This window comes from Microbulbifer sp. ABM4_008 (assembly GCF_056311705.1).
In genome coordinates, this window is record NZ_CM149970.1 from 2970597 (window position 1) to 2987817 (window position 17221).

At 46.8% G+C, this 17221-nt stretch carries 13 protein-coding genes; 5 read left to right on the forward strand and 8 right to left on the reverse strand.

Annotated elements, in window-relative coordinates; all coding sequences use genetic code 11:
- Positions 1–10 precede the first annotated feature (10 nt).
- A complete protein-coding gene (locus ACYX4J_RS12685; protein WP_476176753.1) occupies positions 11–3523 on the reverse strand; it encodes an indolepyruvate ferredoxin oxidoreductase family protein in 3513 nt (1170 codons plus the stop codon).
- 645 nt (positions 3524–4168) lie between these two features.
- Here ACYX4J_RS12685 and ACYX4J_RS12690 point away from each other — a divergent pair.
- Complete coding sequence (locus ACYX4J_RS12690) at positions 4169–4657, forward strand: Lrp/AsnC family transcriptional regulator (protein WP_282933267.1); 489 nt, start codon at positions 4169–4171, stop codon at positions 4655–4657.
- 176 nt (positions 4658–4833) lie between these two features.
- On the opposite strand, the gene ACYX4J_RS12695 is transcribed toward ACYX4J_RS12690, so the two are convergent.
- Complete coding sequence (locus tag ACYX4J_RS12695) at positions 4834–5535, reverse strand: SIMPL domain-containing protein (RefSeq protein WP_445358595.1); 702 nt, start codon at positions 5533–5535, stop codon at positions 4834–4836.
- 408 nt (positions 5536–5943) lie between these two features.
- Positions 5944–8010: a S9 family peptidase gene (locus tag ACYX4J_RS12700; RefSeq protein WP_476176754.1), complete on the reverse strand. Its 2067-nt coding sequence runs from the start codon at positions 8008–8010 to the stop codon at positions 5944–5946.
- Positions 8011–8158: 148 nt separating this feature from the next.
- Between ACYX4J_RS12700 and ACYX4J_RS12705 the strand changes: the two genes are divergently transcribed.
- Together ACYX4J_RS12705 and ACYX4J_RS12710 are read left to right on the forward strand one after the other, a co-directional pair.
- Positions 8159–8668 (forward strand): DUF2975 domain-containing protein, encoded by a 510-nt coding sequence (locus tag ACYX4J_RS12705; RefSeq protein ID WP_445358597.1) that lies wholly within the window; start codon positions 8159–8161, stop codon positions 8666–8668.
- A gap of 1 nt (position 8669) precedes the next feature.
- Positions 8670–8879 (forward strand): helix-turn-helix domain-containing protein, encoded by a 210-nt coding sequence (locus ACYX4J_RS12710; protein WP_445358598.1) that lies wholly within the window; start codon positions 8670–8672, stop codon positions 8877–8879.
- 69 nt (positions 8880–8948) lie between these two features.
- On the opposite strand, the gene ACYX4J_RS12715 is transcribed toward ACYX4J_RS12710, so the two are convergent.
- Positions 8949–9680: a hypothetical protein gene (locus ACYX4J_RS12715; RefSeq protein WP_476176755.1), complete on the reverse strand. Its 732-nt coding sequence runs from the start codon at positions 9678–9680 to the stop codon at positions 8949–8951.
- 169 nt (positions 9681–9849) lie between these two features.
- Complete coding sequence (locus ACYX4J_RS12720) at positions 9850–10641, reverse strand: nucleotidyltransferase domain-containing protein (RefSeq protein WP_476176756.1); 792 nt, start codon at positions 10639–10641, stop codon at positions 9850–9852.
- A gap of 205 nt (positions 10642–10846) precedes the next feature.
- Between ACYX4J_RS12720 and ACYX4J_RS12725 the strand changes: the two genes are divergently transcribed.
- Positions 10847–11695, forward strand: a complete 849-nt coding sequence (locus ACYX4J_RS12725; protein ID WP_444905643.1) for an alpha/beta fold hydrolase — start codon at positions 10847–10849, stop codon at positions 11693–11695.
- 156 nt (positions 11696–11851) lie between these two features.
- On the opposite strand, the gene ACYX4J_RS12730 is transcribed toward ACYX4J_RS12725, so the two are convergent.
- Positions 11852–13435, reverse strand: coding sequence for a D-arabinono-1,4-lactone oxidase (locus ACYX4J_RS12730; RefSeq protein ID WP_444905644.1), 1584 nt, complete (start codon positions 13433–13435; stop codon positions 11852–11854).
- Between the two features lie 118 nt (positions 13436–13553).
- A complete protein-coding gene (locus ACYX4J_RS12735) occupies positions 13554–15422 on the reverse strand; it encodes a carotenoid oxygenase family protein (protein ID WP_476176757.1) in 1869 nt (622 codons plus the stop codon).
- Positions 15423–15992: 570 nt separating this feature from the next.
- Between ACYX4J_RS12735 and ACYX4J_RS12740 the strand changes: the two genes are divergently transcribed.
- Positions 15993–16373, forward strand: a complete 381-nt coding sequence (locus tag ACYX4J_RS12740; RefSeq protein WP_413665310.1) for a VOC family protein — start codon at positions 15993–15995, stop codon at positions 16371–16373.
- 65 nt (positions 16374–16438) lie between these two features.
- Here the strand turns inward: ACYX4J_RS12740 and ACYX4J_RS12745 are convergent, their stop codons facing one another.
- Positions 16439–17209 carry a hypothetical protein gene (locus ACYX4J_RS12745; protein ID WP_444905646.1) on the reverse strand — a complete coding sequence of 257 codons (771 nt, stop codon included), beginning with the start codon at positions 17207–17209 and terminating at the stop codon, positions 16439–16441.
- Positions 17210–17221 lie beyond the last annotated feature (12 nt).

Sequence of the window (17221 nt, forward strand, 5' to 3'; positions counted from 1 at the left end):
GCTGCGGCGTCTAGGACGCCGCCAGAGAAGTCGGCTCTTGCTCCCCGTCCACAAATACTGCAGAAAGCTCATCCCAACGATCGCTGACCGCCGCGAATTTTTCCTCGCGCACATGGCCATAGCCACGCACTTGAAGGGGGATTTCGAGCAGCTCTTGTGCCTCTGACAGGTTTTCGCCGGACAGATGCGCGGCCACGCTATCAACTGCTTTGGCCACCTGTTGGGCCCAGCGCCGTTCAGCACGGCGCTCCTGGGTGTAACCGAAGACATCCAGTGCAGTACCGCGAAGAACTTTACCCTTAGCCAACAGCGGCATCAGCTTGCCCATCCAAGGGCCAAACTGCATTTTGCGCACGCGACCACTGCTATCGGGGCGAGCAAGAAGCGGCGGCGCCATATGGAATTTCAGGGTGTAGTCGCCACTGAATGTCTCACGTAACTGTCGCTTGAAATCTTCACCGGTGTAGAGGCGCGCCACTTCGTACTCATCTTTATAAGCCATCGCTTTATAAAGGCTGCGCGCACCCATACGGGTAAGATCGCCCCGAGCAGCTGGCAGTGAGGATTCTGCTTTGCGCAGCGCCTCTATATGGCGAAGGAATTCTGCCGCATAGGCCGGGCTTTGATAGTCGCGAAGCTCTGCCGCCAATCGCTCCAGCAACTGCTCCACTGACTCCTCAGGCTCCACCAATTTCACCGGCTTGGCCGGCACTGCCAATTGCTCGATCGCTTTAGGGTTTTCCGCCAGCAAACGGCCCGCGCGGAAAGCGCGCAGGTTGTTCTCTACTGCCACACCATTTAGCTCAATGGCCCGTTCCAAGGCCGCTTCACCGATTGGCAGCAGTCCTTTCTGGCAGGCAAAACCCATAATCATCAAGTTACTGGCTACGGTATCGCCAAACAGTGCCTGGGCATATTTATTCGCATCAAAGGCAAAATATTCCGCACACAGAGACTCAATACTCTGTTGGGTCGCATCGGCAGGGAATGCCAGCTCGTTGTCGCGAACAAAGGCCGCTACCGGTACTTCAGCAGTATTTACCAGGGCACGCATTTCGCCGGTGGCAAATTTGGTTCGCTGGCCAGCGGCGGTGACCATATCGCAGCCCAGTAACAACTGCGCCGCGCCATCGCGAATACGAGCGGTGGTAATCGCCTCGGGGTTTTCTCCCACTTTCACATGAGCCACTACGGCGCCATTTTTTTGTGAGAGTCCGGTAAAGTACAAAGTTGTACTGCCCTTCTCTTCCAGGTGCGCCGCCATACCCAGCAGTGCCGCCACGGTAAGTACACCACTGCCACCAATGCCGGCCACCAAAATACTGAGTGGCTGGGCCGGAGTCGCGACCGGCGCAGAAGGTAATCCGGCAATAGCCACGTCCAAGGCATCCGCCAGGGACTGCACCGGGGGCTTTTTCAGTTCTCCCCCTTCTACAGTGACAAAGCTCGGGCAGAAACCATCGGCACAGCGCATATCCTTGTTGCAGCTGGACTGATTGATCTGACGCTTGCGCCCCAACGGGGTTTCCAGCGGCTCCACGGCAATACAGCTGGACTGAACACTGCAATCGCCACAGCCTTCGCAGACCCGGTGGTTAATCAGCAGTCGCTGGGATGGATCGACCATCTGTTTTTTCTTGCGGCGGCGGCGTTTCTCGGCCGCACAGACCTGCTCATAAATAATCGCCGTCACACCGGCAGTTTCCCGCAGGCGACGCTGCACGGCGTCCAGCTCAGAGCGGGGAAGAACTTCTACGGCAGTGGGCAGTTGGCTGCGGTGTTCACGCCAGTGGTCGGGGTTCTCTGTCAAAAGAACGACTGTGCCAACTCCCTCGGCCAGCAACTGTGCAGCCAGGGAGGGAGCATTAACTTCGCCATCGGCGGGTTGGCCACCGGTCATGGCCACCGCATCGTTCAGAAGAATTTTGTAGGTGATATTCACCTGGCTCGCCACGGCCTGGCGAATGGCCAATAGCCCGGAGTGGTTGTAGGTTCCATCGCCCATATTCTGGAAAATATGCTCGGCGCTGGAGAAACGGTGCAGTCCTACCCATTGGGCGCCCTCGCCTCCCATATGGGAATAGGTATCGGTGCGCAGGCCTTTACCCAAAGCCATAATATGACAGCCAATACCGGCACTCCCCAAACTGCCTTCTGGCAATTTGGTGGAAGTGTTATGAGGACAACCTGCACAGAAAATGGGTTCACGAGCCAACAAGCCCTGAGCCTTTGCAGCGACATTGCCCCCCAGTTTTTCTGCCAGGGGAATAAGCTGTGGCGCCAGTTCAGTATCCACCAGCCAGCGGGCAATGGCCTTGGCCACCTGATCCGGGCCAAAGCCCCACACTGCCGGCAACAGGTCCTTGCCATCCAGGTCTTTCTTACCGACTACCTTCGGACGATAACTATCTTCCCAACCGTAGAGCAGGTTTTTCAGCTGATCCTCCACCAGGGGACGCTTCTCCTCGACTACTAGCAAGCGCTCCATGCCCTTGGCGAACTCACTGATGCCCCTAGGCTCCAGCGGCCAGGACATCGCCACTTTATAGATGGAGATGCCGGCTGAGTTCAGATCTGCCTCTGATAAGTTGAGCAGTTTCAAAGCCTCAAGCAAATCACCGTGGGCCTTACCCACCGTTACAATGCCGAAGCGTTTTCGCTCCGCACTGTGGGTGGTTTTATCCAGGCGGTTGGCATAGGCGAATGCCTTGGCTGCAGGCAAACGCTCCTCCAGCATACGGCGCTCGTACTCGAGGCGCTCGGCAGGCCAATTCAGGTGGGGATCGTAGTTCAGGCCGTGTGGCGGGATTGGGAAGTCAGCTGGAATTGTAAACTGGGGCAACTCCGGCACAATCAAGGAAGCACCGGCCTCTACAGTTTCAGTAATTGCCTTAAAACCCACCCACAAGCCCGAAAAACGGGATAAAGCAATGCCCGCGAGGCCCAGGGTCAGGTACTCATCAATGGAGGACGGAAATATCAGCGGCATCATTACCGACTCAAAAATCTGGTCGGTATTGTGGGAAAACATGGAGGATTCTGCTGTGTGGTCATCCCCACACAGCGCCAAAACACCGCCCAATTTTGAGGTACCCTGAATATTGGCTTGGCGGAAAACATCTGCGGTGCGATCTACACCGTGGCCCTTGCCATACCAAATAGAAAAGACGCCGTCTTTCGTTGCCTGCTGGCGATAGTGATCCAGCAACTGGGTACCCCAAATATTGGTCGCCCCCAGGTCTTCATTAATGCCCGGCTCAAAATGGATTTCCCGCTCGGCCAACAGCTTCTTGTGCCGCCACAGGGCCTGGTCGTAACCGCCCAATGGGGAACCGCGATAACCGGAAACAAAGCCAGCTGTATTGAGGCCCGCCAGCTCATCCATGCGCTTTTGCATTAAGGGCAAACGAACCAGGGCGTCAATTCCGGTCAGGAATACACGGCCGGATTCACGGGTAAAAGCCGCTTTCAGCGAATACTCGCTATCAAAGCCCAATTCCTGATCGCCTTCGACCATTGCCATGGGTACCACCTATTTTATCTTTATTGCTTTATTGCTTTCATCACTCCAGTTCTCGACGCCAGTAACATGTCGCGAAAATATTCGCGGCATCTCCTGAGTTACAGCAGAACAGACCAGAGCTGTTTAATAGCGCTAAAATTAACACTGCCCGGCAGAGCAGGTCATACCAAAATTGGCCCAACTCAGGCATAATGCCGCCATAACTCGCTAAAGATGACCAGCTACTGGCAACAAATCACCCAAAATGAAGTATTTTGGGGGATACAACGGAAAGGACATGCCCTCTTATGGTGCTCACCTCTGGCCTTCACACTCTGTGTGACTAAATAAGCGCCAAAGGTTCAGCTTTTTGAGAGGCATAGCCTGGAACTGATCAGGGGATATCAGTTTCCACCCGATTGCAGTTAACTAGTATCAACCGGTTGGGCAAAGTACCCATTAGCGGGAAATTAATAAAAAACGAGAAGGTCTCACAAAAGATGCGCAGTATAGGAAGCTACTGCCATAACAAACCAAAAAAAACCATGTACGCAATGCACACAATTTACCGGAGAACGCTGGGAAGCAAAGATTCACTGGCAGGTTGATGATTAGCAGCCGGCGATACCGGCGTACGTTCAGAGAGATGAGATACGGAATATAACCATGGCCTATTTACTGGATGCCATCGACAAAAAAATTCTGGAAATCCTTCAACAGGATGCCACCATTCCAAATATTGAGCTTGCAGAAAAAGTCTGCCTCTCACCCTCCCCCTGTTCACGGCGGGTTAAAAATCTAAACGAGCAAGGGTTTATAAAACGCGCAGTTACCCTGCTTGAACCGGAAAAGGTTGGGTTGCCGGTAAGTGTATTTATCCAGGTTACTCTTAACCACCAAGTGAAAAAAGAGCTGCAGGACTTCGAATCGGTTATCGGCCAATGGCCGGAAGTGATGGAGTGCTACCTGATGACCGGTGATTTCGACTACCTGCTGCGAGTTGTTGTACCCAATTTGCAGGCCTATCAGGAATTCCTGGACAAAAAACTCACTGAGCTCCCAGGAATCGATCATATTAAAAGCAGCTTCTCTTTGAAGCAGGTGCGGTACCGCACTGAGTTGCCGCTGGATCAATTGCTGGAAAGCCAAAATTAACTTTCTGCTAATCGAATCAACTGCAACTGCCTTTTGTTGATTACTTCACGGTCATAAAGCTACCATCTCAAGCTATTGAGAAAAGATAACAGTTTAAGGCGCGTTATCTTAGCTTTATGCCCCCTCTCGAAAGGGCACCACAAGGACTACCAGTACGGCAGTCCTTCTCGAGAGTTTTACTTGAGCTGAAACTCGACGTAAATCTCCGATGATACTTTTACATTGCCTGGCTTGAACTCGTACTGTGTGCTTTTTATATTTGAGGCACGTCTTTTGCTGCCAGTTACTACGACTTCTTCGAGGCTGTACTGGCGACGTATATTCTGCTTGCCTATTTGGTGCACCTTATCTAATTCAGCCCCAAACTGCTTGGCCAAGAACTCAGCGTTAGATTTTGCTGATTGAGCCGCATTAGCCAAAGCCTCTCGTTTTAACTCTTCATAGTTAGATACATCTGGTTTTATGCTATCTATTTCTGATACATGACTATCTACCAGGGCTTGGATTACCTCACCGTAAAGGCTGACATCTCGAATGACGATATCAATATCCCTACGCACCAAATGACCTATGATAAAGGCATTTCCATTATCATTATAATCTTCAGCTGTTTCGATATTCAGTGAAGAGGATGTTATGTCTTTTTCGGCAATACCAAGTTTTAACAGTGATTGCACTGACAACGATGAAATCTCATCAACTTCTGCCTTGGCTTCAGATGGATCGTTCTTACTCAGACTGAATACGTTGTACCCAATACGAATAAGATCAGGCACAGCCTCGACCACTCCCGAGCCTTCAACAGCAATAATTCTTTCTTCAGCAATAGAGAAAGAGCCTAACAAAGACAGTATTATTAATGCGGCTACTTTATTCATTCTTATCCCTTGCTCAATATTGTCTCGTAATTGGGGTAGGCCCGCACTCCACGATGCCCGACTAGGTACACAGGTTACATAACATGAAAGCTCAATTCTTTCCTTCTCTCTAATTGCCTGTCAGTTCCGGCAGCCCAGGTCCCTACGGTATCTATTTGGTCATATTCTGTAAAGGGCAGGTCCCTTACTTAACCTCCATGGTCCGCTCAATGATTTAACCTTCTTTCTTACTAAAAAAATTACCACTGGGTCAATTGCTGGAAAGCCAAGGCTGAGCCCCTTTTGACGCCTGCATTCTTGCAGGCGTCGATTCAACCTTGCCTTTAACCGTCGCAAAATTGTGCGGGTTACTTAAGCCAATTAATTGGAACTTTATTAGCGACCCGCCCCATTAATTATCTATAAAAATTACTTCTCAGATAAGCTTGAGATATCAACTTCAAGACCAGCCAGATGCGTAGCAACTTGATCCGACACCAATGGACTCACCTCCCCACCTAAGTGTTCTGCCAGGAAGTCTTCTGTTTTTATTAAAAGTGCCAACTTGTTGATGCGCTTGCTAAATCCATGCCCTTCATCTTTTGCCAAGATATACTCAACATCCAACCCGTTTTCATACATTTTTTTGGCGATTTGATCAGACTCTACCTGGGTAACACGAGGATCATTAGCCCCTTGAACCAGCAGTAAAGGTGCCTTGATTCGATCGGTATAGTTCAACGGAGATCGAGATTGCATTTCCTCCCGATCACTCTCAATCAAAGGATCTCCAACCGCTTTAAACCAATTGGAGATAAAGGGGCGATAATACTCCGGAAACGATTCAAGCAAAGTAATCAAGCTAGAGGGACCAACAAACGATACTGCTGCGGTATATGTATCAGGCGTAAATGTTAGTCCTGACAAAGCCGCATAACCTCCATATGAGCCCCCCATGATTGCTACTCTATCGCTGTCAGCAATTCCCTGCTCAATCAAGAACTCTACTCCATCGGTCAAGTCATGCTGCATCGCACCTGTTCCCCACTCGCGATTACCCAGAGCGATAAAAGTCTCACCAAAACCTGTGGAGGCACGGAAGTTTGGCTGCAAGACCGCATAACCGCGATTCACTAAAAACTGCGCTAGGCGCGTCATAAATCCATCGCTGAGCTTCCAGTAATCCCTGGCCCAAGGACCGCCATGAGGCAGAACAACCAACGGCAATTGCTTGCTCTTCCCTTTGGGTAAAGTGAGATATGCCTGAATAGTAATACCATCACGCGCGGTATAGGTTATTGAACGTTTTTCTGACAAAAATTTAGGGTCCAACTGTGAATCTTTGTCAATTAAACGTACCAGTGATTGGTCTGACTGCTGATATCTATAAAATGCACCAGGATCGATATCGCTGGCGATCTCTAACAACCAAACTCCAGTTTCTTCATCCATGGAAACAACGTCTATTTCCACCCGACGACTAAAGTTACTGGTGATATTTTGCCAGTGCTTTTGGAAACTCTCATCAACAGGATAATCTTCTCGATAACCATAATAATAAGAAACCAGCTGGAGCTCACCCTCCTTATTAAACAGGGTTTTATACACATCTGACCGTTGATTAGGATCTTGGTGAATGGCTACTATTTTTCCTGAAGTTAAATCTAACTGTTTTACCCCAGAGGTATCTGCCCTACCAAAACTTGATTCAAAAAATAGACTGCCAATTTCTGAATTATAGCTCGACAGAGATAGTATTTCCCCCGGTTCCGTCTTTAGTACACCTTCCCAGGAGCCGCCTTTGCGAACAAATAGTTCTTTTGACGTATCAGGGTTGGGTCGCACACCAGCAACCGGAACTCCTTCATCATCAATTAAAACATCATAAAATCGATGAGTATTTTCCATCAAAAATGTTAATTCACCCGTCTCAACATTGAGCTCATAAAAATTCATATTCTTCGGGTCATCATGATTGGCTATCAGTGTCAGTGAATCCTGATTTTCCGAAGATTGCCCTAAAACCATGTAATTTGCAGAATCGTTTGGGGTTAATTTTTCGGTGCCAATCAAGTTTAAGCTTTTGCCTTCAACATTCAGGTCCAATCGATAAACCTGGTGTTGCTCATTCCCATCCACATCTTTTAAAACGAATAACCCAAGCCGATGCTTATCCCAGAAAAAAGCATCAACACCATCTACAAACTCTGTTAGCGCAAATGCATCTTTGCTTGCCCCATCAGCCGACATCACATATATATTTGGCGCTCCATTATGCTGCTGAAGCCAGGCTAACCATTGTCCATCTGATGACAGATTAACGTCCTTGATAGCAGACTCATTAAAGAGGCTCTCGACAGAAATCAACTCCTGCTCGTTAACTTTTGTCGCCCCCTCTTCCTGGGAAGCATTCATACTGCAACCGCTAAATGCAATCGCAAGACTCAAACTGCAGATAGCCTTCTTTATTGAACTGTTACGAATGTGCAACTTCATATGCTTTAACTCCTTGTTAGCTGTCAGTGTCGACTATTGGAAATACTGTAAAGCAGCTATAAATTATTGTAAAGCAATAATTTATAGCTGCTTTAGATAAATCTCTTATTGCACTATAATGTCGACTCTTTCCAATGGAGCAAACCTGGTGAGCCAGAAGATTCAGGTATTAGGCACTCGTCTGCGCTGGAGTGTATTAATAGTCAGTTTGGCCGCAGCCTGTTGGCTGCTTATCAACTTTTTCCTTTTCGACAAGAATCTGTTCAATAGCAGCAATCTTCTGTTCCAGGAAATGTGGGCAGAGGCGAGCAGGTACAGACCTCTACTCCTGCTTGGCCAACTACCATTCTTTTTACTTTTTGGGTTATTTACTTACTGGTTATGGCGGCTTTTTGGCCAGTATGCAAAAGGTGACTTTTTTGGGCGGGAAAGTGATCGCTGCTACCTGTGGTTGATATGGCTGTATGGAGTTTTTATTCCATTGCGGGTGATGGAGTCAATATGGATTAGCTACCTATCCCACTTGCACGGCAATGAGCTTACTTTGCTCATTGAGTTTGATATAGGCAGGATATTTACTCTATTTGTTTTGGTGAGCATTCTTTATATCTTGCGCGCCGCAAAACAAATTGACCAAGAAAACAAAGAGTTTGTTTAGCATGGCAATTATTGTCAATTTGGACGTTATGCTGGCTAAACGTAAAGTCAGCTCGAAATCACTGGCGGCTCAGATTGGAATCACCGAAGCCAACTTATCCCTATTGAAGCGCGGCAAAGTGAAAGGAGTAAGGTTTGATACTTTGGCGGCAATCTGTGAAGCACTTGAGTGTCAGCCTGGCGATATTCTTGAGTTTAAACCAGACGAGTAAGATTATTACGAGAGCCCATTGGGCTCTCTAACACTCGGTTTAACCTTGTTCAGCAGTGAAGCAAGCCATTCACTCCAAGGTAAAATTCGCGTACTGAGCTAGAATACCCGCCCAGGTCTTCTCAATTTCTGGCAGTAAGTCCTGAAACGCGGCTTTCTCTGTCGCAACTCGTAAATCATCAACCGCATCCGAGGTACTCCAAACACTAGCACTCGTACTGTCTGTTGCTGTGGCTTCAGAAATACCGAACAGATACTCGGTGCGGACATCAAAAAATGCTGCCGAGACTGTGGTTGTTACCTTTACCTCCTTATTCTTTAAAAAACCCAGGGAGATAACATTGAGTGGTGCAAATTTCTGCTCACCGGCATGAAAAGAAGTATCAAAAGTATACACCAGCAAAATATCAGCTTTTAGCCGCGCCGAAGCCTCCCGAAGTGACCGTACTGAGTCTAGATTGGTCGGCAGAAGGATTTTATTAAGCGGCGCTACATTGGATACTGCCGGTAGCTGCGATAAACGAAGAAAATCTCCCTCAGTCTCCACCTCCCGAGTCGTAACAACACTGTAGCGACCTGTGCCAAAGCTATTGAGCCGGTATGATTGGTACCCTGGTGCCTGAACTCGGGCAATCGAGATATTTGCAGGGAATGGCGTTGCTGGCTCTTTAGACATCAATTCATTGATATCGGCATCCGCCAGTTCACTCAGATGTACCGAGCCTCCAGGAGTAGTATATGAAGCACAGCCACCCAGAGCGAATAAGGCAGCCAGTAGTAGCACTTTCGTACACATATTCATCGGGAATCCCTTTCGAAATTAGGTGAGATATAACGTTATCACAAGGTAACAGGTGGCTATATAGTTACCTGTTAATTCAGGCTAATCCCCACAACTGCTCTTCCCGCTACTCGCCAAACCCTATGCGCACCGCCTATGCACACAATTCCAATCCGCCCGATTTAAAAGGCTATACGCCCAGCACTTTACGAAAAAGCCTGTCAAATTCTGGAAGATCCAACTTTGGCCTTTCCTCTATAGAGTTGGCACCAGATCTATCCAGATTTGCTTGTATCCAGCCATCCAGTTTGCCATCAACGGCTATCAAATCGCCCTCTTCAAGCTCCTTCTTTTTCACAATCAAACTGGAAAGAATATCCAGAAGCCACTCACTTCCTGAGGAAGGCAACAACTCGTTATACATATGACTAAAGTCCACAGGAGGAATTTTTGTAAACTCTTTTATATACAGGGCATTAAGCAGTGAACGCAGTACATAAAGTAACTTCTTGACCTTAATCTCATTAAAGCCTCGGTCATCCTCGCGAATAAACCTGGAATAATTATTAAACCCCATACTGATATAGTGATGAGCTAATGCTCGCGGCTGCCAACATTTTAAAGCCAAATCCTGCAATGACTCCAAAATATCTTCATTTCTAAAATAGACCTTTGGCGAAAATAGCCACTCGATTAAAGTGGGGTTACTTGCCCTCATTAAAGTTAAAGTCTTCTTGATATCCCAGCCGACCAAGTCCAGTTCATCGCCAAGTTTCTTATCAAATGGAACCTCAACAACATCTCTGGGAGTACCTATAGTGAGATATTGCTGAATATTACGTTTGTAGATAAACCTTACATCCCAGTCACTATCAGGGGATTCAAATCCCCATGCGCGGCTTCCTGACTCACAGGCATAGATAATTTCAATATTTCGCTCTACTTCCAGTAATTTCAAGCGGTCCTTTATCAGCGATTCCATATACATCTACCTGCTGCGTCAAAAAAAATCAACTATACCCGAAAAGCTCGTTGATTACCCTTAGGAGACCTATCGGTTTACTCTCATAAGAGAGCCATTAGGGCAGCTGTCTCTCTCTCCTAACAACTGAACTAGAAAATGTTAAGCATAAAGCTCCTATAGACTATGATAAGCGCTAAAAAGTGGCTCCCAGGAAGCTAGCCCCATGGACGGAAATCCAAAAGACTCTATCACTGTAAACAACCACTCTATCTCTTATTCCCAGGAGGGACAGGGAGAACCCATTGTTTTTGTACATGGTGCACTGGCCGATGCTCGTATGTGGCAAGAACACTGCAAAATTCTATCAAGTGAATTTAGAGCGATTTCATTCACCCAAAGGCATTTCGGTAACCCGGGTAACCCTTCAGAAGGCCCCTTTGGAATTGATACCCATGCAGCAGACCTAGTAGGGCTGATTGAGGCACTAGATATAGGTCCTGTCCACCTAGTAGGATGGTCCTATGGTGCCGATGTGAGCTTAAATGCTGCCATAAAGGCACCTAAATTAATCAAAAGTCTGTACCTTTATGAGCCTGGATATCCGGGATACATTGAAAACAATGACATGGAAGAGTATCGCCGAGATGCTGAATCTATGTTTGCAGAAATTTTTAAAACAACAGCTGAGGGTGAACTGGATACTGCCGTTAAACTACTAATCGACGGCTCTGGGAATCAAGCAGGCTACTTCTCTCAGCAGCCCCTTAAATATCGTGTACAGCAGCTGGATAATGCCTACACCCTACCTCTGCAGCTAAATCAAACTGAACAACCCGCACTGAACCCAACTAGTCTTTCAGGCATATCTATTCCAGTTTCCGTGGCCTACGGCAGCAATACTCGCCAGCTATTTAGAACTGTATCGCTTGCGGCAGGTACATTGATTCCAGATACTCATCCACAAAAGGTAAGCTCAGCAAATCATATGCTGCCTCTGGAAGATCCTGCACACTTTTGCCAACTTGTGAGAGAAAGCATTGCTAATTGCTGTGACCAGCAACCTGTAACTTAATAATAAAGAGCAGGGAAAGAATACCTATAAGGCATGAAAACCGATTGTAGGCTTAGTCTCTCGAGTATTCTTTCCCGCTCAGCAGTTAAAAGCCTCTTATTGCTATTCACTACCAATTAAACGCAGGGGGTGGAATTATCCCCCCCCCAAAGTGCTCTAGTCAGCTTTACAAATCCTTGCGTCTGAATACCAAACTCCCGCTTGGCAGCTAGCACCCTCCTCACAGTGTTCATCTGTTTGACAATAGCACTGACCATCGGGATTGCAGCCAGGAGTTAAATAGTTTTCCAAAGGATCATCTCCACTTATCCGATTCCAAAAGGGGTTGGAAAATATATTGTTTGGGTCCAACTCTTCTTTAACATCCATAAACTGGGACCACTTGGGGAAACGCTCAGCCATGTCCTCAAAAATAGCGACTGAATTCTTACCCCAATGTGGTCTGGCTCCATACTTCCGGAGAGACATCTGCTCAATTTCCAAATTGACAAAGTAGTTCTTTGGCACAGCTTCACCTCGTTGACGAAGGGTATATTCAATCCCTACAAACGCTGTGTCACGGCCTGCTGTCATCCCTAAATAGCTATCGGAAGCCTTGCCAAAACGGAAATAAATACCATTCAGCGGAAAACAGGTTTTTTCACTATTTGCAATAATCTGGCGGACATCCGCAATCCAGTTGGGTAATTCTTCAAATGGAATCGCAACTTCCTGAAGTGCAATTGGAAGGTTATCCCAGACACATTTGTCTGGCTCTTTACATACGAAATGTTGCATCAGGTCCGCATGTCCAGTGGGCTTAATAAACTTTTTCAAGCCTGAATCAACATCCCTGAAATAGGAGCTGGAACGAGCAGTATGGCGAAGAGAAGCTGCAAAACACTGCAATGCGGCACTATCGGCTTCATGAAGGCTATCAAATATCAGTCCGAATAAATATTCGGAAAAGTCTGATACATCTGCCTGGGCATTGTAGGCATTACCCTTAGTCGACAAAGGTACCTTGTTGTAAGTTGTTACGGTATAGCGCCCTAATCCCGGGAACCAGGCAACATTAGCTGAATGATTATCTCGAGCCAAATCAAGAACAACATCCTCCAGCTCATCATCGCTGTGATACCCCTTTACTTTTGCTTGTACTTTATAGCCAGGCTCAACCTCTATGGTCACTTCAACAACTACGCCTAAAACACCTAGGTTTACCCTGGCGGCATTGAGCATCTCACCATTGATTACTCGTAAGTCCCCATTGCCATCAACCAACTTCAATTCGGTGACATAATCAGAGATCATGCTGCTTTTTTGTGTAAAAGTTGAACCGTGTGTACCGCTTCCCAGCATACCGCCTATCGTGAATATGGCCAGCTCTGTCACCATCGGCACACTTAGTTCATGCTCTCGAAGATAGGCGGTCAAATCCCGGAATCTCATACCGGCCTGGACAGTAACCAACAGGTTATCTTTGTCCAGGCTAACGACCTGATCCATATTTTCCAGAGTGATTTGCACCTCTCCATTACCTGCACAGGCCGCATCAATCTGACTATTGAATCGGCGACTCCCTGTCATCACTTTACGGCCTTGATCCGCTGCATCACGTACTATCTGCTGAACTTCATCAATACTGGTCGGATCATGGATAACACCAGGAAAACAATCCTGAGTATCCTGGTAGTTTTTTAATACCTCAGGCACTTCAATTGGCGGCGGTAGCTGTTCTGCAACACTTGTAGCAGCCATGAAAACGCCTGCTATACAAAGAGCTTTTCTACACCACCTCAATAAATGTTTGGAATTGGTTATTATTTCTGCACACATACCTAAACTCCCTTTATTGCATTAACGTAGACTGGATAAATCAACCAAAACGGGGAAGCAGCTCCCCATCGATAATGTCCCGAACATTACTGCTGTGATCAGGCGCTTTACTGCGAAGAAAATCAGCATAATTTGACCGGTAGGCTGATAAAGGGCGACGACCAATGGATGGCACCCACAATGCATGATTCGTGGTTGCAAATTCCAGTGATCGGTTAGCTAGGATACAAATTGGCCCACCACTGAGACGTGCCGCATCAAAAACCCAAAACTCTTTACCATTGGAATCGGATGTCGTTGGATATTTGCGTACAACTGCTGCAATCACATAACCGTCGTTCTGGGCCGTGGAACCCGGGCGGGCCATAAATTGCGGTGTACGCATTACGCAATCTTCTGGGAACTGAAAGGCATCCGCAATTTTCATATTGACGCAGTCCATATGAATCAAAGCAGAGGGACGACTTTCTTCAGGCATATTCCAATAGCTGTAGTGGCGCTCAGGATAATCGCGATATGCCCAGGAAACCCGCATAGATATATGGTCAGGCCTGTAACCCACAGCAGCCCAATAAAGGTGCTCAAAGGTTTCAGGGAACTGGAAGTGCCCACGGTAAGCAGGATCATTCATATCCCAGGAAAGCGCATCATCCCGAATAACCCGGTAGTCTTCTTTTATCTCAAAAGCTGAATTTGAGTTAACTCGAATCCGGGCACGTACCAAACCTCCAACATCCAGCGGTGCCGCAGGGTATCCGGACAACCACTTGGGTACCAAACCTCCCTTCTGCAGGATTTCAAAGCGGAATAACTGTTCAGATTTATCCATTGCCCCCATATATTGGCCATACAGGGTAATCTCATCCGCATTGTCATCGTAGTTGCAGACAATGTCCGACGTATCAAAGCCAAGCTCCAGGTAATCTGCGATAATAGTTTCAGTACCCGGCACCATGTCGGCCTTCCGAATAACCCAACACCGGGTCCTGTGTTCTTGAGGCAGAACAATTCGTGTTCCAATAATTCGGGTAGACTCAACCCTCGCTGCAGTTTCAAAGACAATGATATGGTTTCGCGTTACCCCAAGGGAGTGTGAGCTTGCAGCAATATAGGCGTTGTTACCCTGACGATCCCGAATATTCCAGCTTTCAAATGCACCCTCTCGATCCCAACGGATTAAGCGAATAAATCCTGAGCTACCAGAATCACCGATATTTCCTCCATAGTTGATGGTGATACAGTTACCTGTTTCCAGATCAAAGAAAGGGTGACCGGTAGTCCGGACCTGTGGAAATAGCCACTTTTCCGGGGTTAGATTTTCAAGTAGCGGGGGTAAGCTCGATTTCCATTCATCCATTTCTCCAATAGGGGTTACCATCTCCAGAGTTGTAGCATCAAACTCATAGGGCATACCCCCTTCATAACTCATTGCAAAACGGTTATCTCCCATGTAGTTGGGGGCTGTATTGCAGTAATTCATGAATCCCAGATTCGGGCTTGAGTATATTGTTCCACCCAACAAATTAAATTTATCGAAACCTGCTAAATCCTGCTCCTGCATTATCGCAGACGCGGTGCGTATCATTTTTCGGGTATAGGGAACTTCACTTTTATTGCTCCGCCCAGTAAAGTCGAGCCGGGTCAAAGCCCCCTTTCCATTAGGTGTAAGATGGTTGGACGCCAGTGGAATACCCTCAGCCATAAGAAGATGGCCGATAACATCATCAGGTAAGATTCCCTGTATTACACTGAGTACTCCGGAGGAATCTGATAGATTACCAACCATTATTGACTCTGGGAAACTAGAGTCATCCAAAGCATTACTTGTTCCAGCCCTAGCTGATGCCACTCCCATAAGCGGTGATGCAGACATTACACCTGCAGCCTTCAATAGATCTCGACGCTTCATTTTTTATCCCTAAAAAATACGGCCGACAGCTTAACCTGACCATAAAATTAAATTTTTCAATGAAATAATTGGCGCAATTTACACCCAAAGTAAACCTTTAAGCGAAAACCATTTATTATTTTTTATCAAATCAAACCTCCAGAATTTTACCCCCTTAAAATTCACACTATCAACCTATATACCACAATAAAAATAAACCAAACCAGGAAATAAAACCTATCAAACAGAACAAAAAACAAACACCAGTCAGTCAAGCAAAAAAATATCGATAAGAAATCCGATATCACCCGAATTAGTCACCACATTATTATCAACAATAGAATTTAAAATAAGCATTAATGATCATTGAATCGCACAATATTTAATATATCTGTGAGGCATCTCATATATAAACCCCAACAGATAGAAAGCTGCACCAGTCCACACACCCTGAGAGGTACAGCCTGGAAGTAACGGATATACGAACAATTCTATTAGGCATTGAGTGAATGATTATTCATTGATGTTTAATAGTATTGGTATACAATCTTTCACGCACAACTACCCTAAAATTAATTTAAGGTGACATCAATGTTTAGTCATATTATGGTCGGGGCCAATGATATCGAGGAATCAAAGGTATTTTACGATTCCACTTTTGGAATATTGGGTTACAAACCCGGCACTATTGATGATCGTGGCCGCTGCTTCTATTTTAATGACAACGGTATTTTTGCCATCACCAAACCCATCAATGGGGAGCCCGCAAGCCATGGCAACGGCAGCACTATTGGCTTTACAGTAAACAGTTCTGAAGAGGTTGATGCCTGGCATGCTGCAGGTATTGCCAACGGTGGTACCAGCTGCGAAGAACCCCCAGGCGTACGGGATAGCGCCGTAGGCCCAATCTACCTCGCCTACTTACGAGACCCTGCTGGCAATAAGCTTTGCGCACTGTATAGAGCAAGCTAATTAGGGTTCGCTATCAGGTGCCTCCCTTTACAGGGAGGCGCTTTAGAAGTGGACTAATAGTGTAATCAGTCCCAGCGGTTGAAAATAACGTGCATACCGTGATGATCGTCACTCACGAATACGAAATAGCCGGCTCCAGTATGTGCAGTTGCGCACACCTTCGTCCCCTGGGAAGTCTCAGAACACTGCATTTTGTAGGCTTCAATTCCCGAAGTATCGTATTCACACTGACTGTATTGTCTGTCAAGAGTTTGCACTAAATCGCGGCTGCTCCTTGCCAATACATAGCGGTAATCACCAAAGTAGCGATAGTTATAGGCATCCAGGTAATATGCTTGGGAATCAATACCCCCTTCCAGAAGCTCGCTATAGCAGAGTTCAGGCCTGGCCATCCACAGCGTTTCCTGATCATTCGAGGAGTGTATTCCTGGCCAATTCTGTTGATCATGTTGAGAGAGTACTACGTTGGTTGAATCAACATAGTCTTTCACAATGACGTAATCACCTTCATCACTTTCTATTCTGCAAACTGGTGCACCGCCAATAAAATTATCACACTGAACCATATCCAGGCTGACTTGACTTGTCTCCCCAGCACAGCCTTCTGCAAAGCTTTCAGCCCAGTTTTGTACAGCCTTAACTGCATACTCTCGAGAGTCTTCTATTTCATAATAGAAGTCTGAAAAGATGCGATAAACCTCGCGATCATTAGTATTACTTGCAGAAGCCGCTACAGAACACTGACTGAACTTAGGCAGTTCAAAAGTCTGTTCTGCTTGAGCGGGAACCGCACCGGCAATAGCAATCGCTGCTGTAAAAGTGGCAAGAGTTTTCATTAGATGTCCTCC

What these genes read in the sequence shown, in the direction of transcription:
- ACYX4J_RS12700 (WP_476176754.1), bottom strand. Translation starts at nt 8,010, where the DNA reads ATGAAGTTGCACATTCGTAACAGTTCAATAAAGAAGGCTATCTGCAGT.
- ACYX4J_RS12725 (WP_444905643.1), top strand. Translation starts at nt 10,847, where the DNA reads ATGGACGGAAATCCAAAAGACTCTATCACTGTAAACAACCACTCTATC.
- ACYX4J_RS12745 (WP_444905646.1), bottom strand. Translation starts at nt 17,209, where the DNA reads ATGAAAACTCTTGCCACTTTTACAGCAGCGATTGCTATTGCCGGTGCG.
- ACYX4J_RS12690 (WP_282933267.1), top strand. Translation starts at nt 4,169, where the DNA reads ATGGCCTATTTACTGGATGCCATCGACAAAAAAATTCTGGAAATCCTT.
- ACYX4J_RS12730 (WP_444905644.1), bottom strand. Translation starts at nt 13,435, where the DNA reads ATGGCTGCTACAAGTGTTGCAGAACAGCTACCGCCGCCAATTGAAGTG.
- ACYX4J_RS12685 (WP_476176753.1), bottom strand. Translation starts at nt 3,523, where the DNA reads ATGGCAATGGTCGAAGGCGATCAGGAATTGGGCTTTGATAGCGAGTAT.
- ACYX4J_RS12710 (WP_445358598.1), top strand. Translation starts at nt 8,670, where the DNA reads ATGGCAATTATTGTCAATTTGGACGTTATGCTGGCTAAACGTAAAGTC.
- ACYX4J_RS12740 (WP_413665310.1), top strand. Translation starts at nt 15,993, where the DNA reads ATGTTTAGTCATATTATGGTCGGGGCCAATGATATCGAGGAATCAAAG.
- ACYX4J_RS12695 (WP_445358595.1), bottom strand. Translation starts at nt 5,535, where the DNA reads ATGAATAAAGTAGCCGCATTAATAATACTGTCTTTGTTAGGCTCTTTC.
- ACYX4J_RS12735 (WP_476176757.1), bottom strand. Translation starts at nt 15,422, where the DNA reads ATGAAGCGTCGAGATCTATTGAAGGCTGCAGGTGTAATGTCTGCATCA.
- ACYX4J_RS12720 (WP_476176756.1), bottom strand. Translation starts at nt 10,641, where the DNA reads ATGGAATCGCTGATAAAGGACCGCTTGAAATTACTGGAAGTAGAGCGA.
- ACYX4J_RS12715 (WP_476176755.1), bottom strand. Translation starts at nt 9,680, where the DNA reads ATGAATATGTGTACGAAAGTGCTACTACTGGCTGCCTTATTCGCTCTG.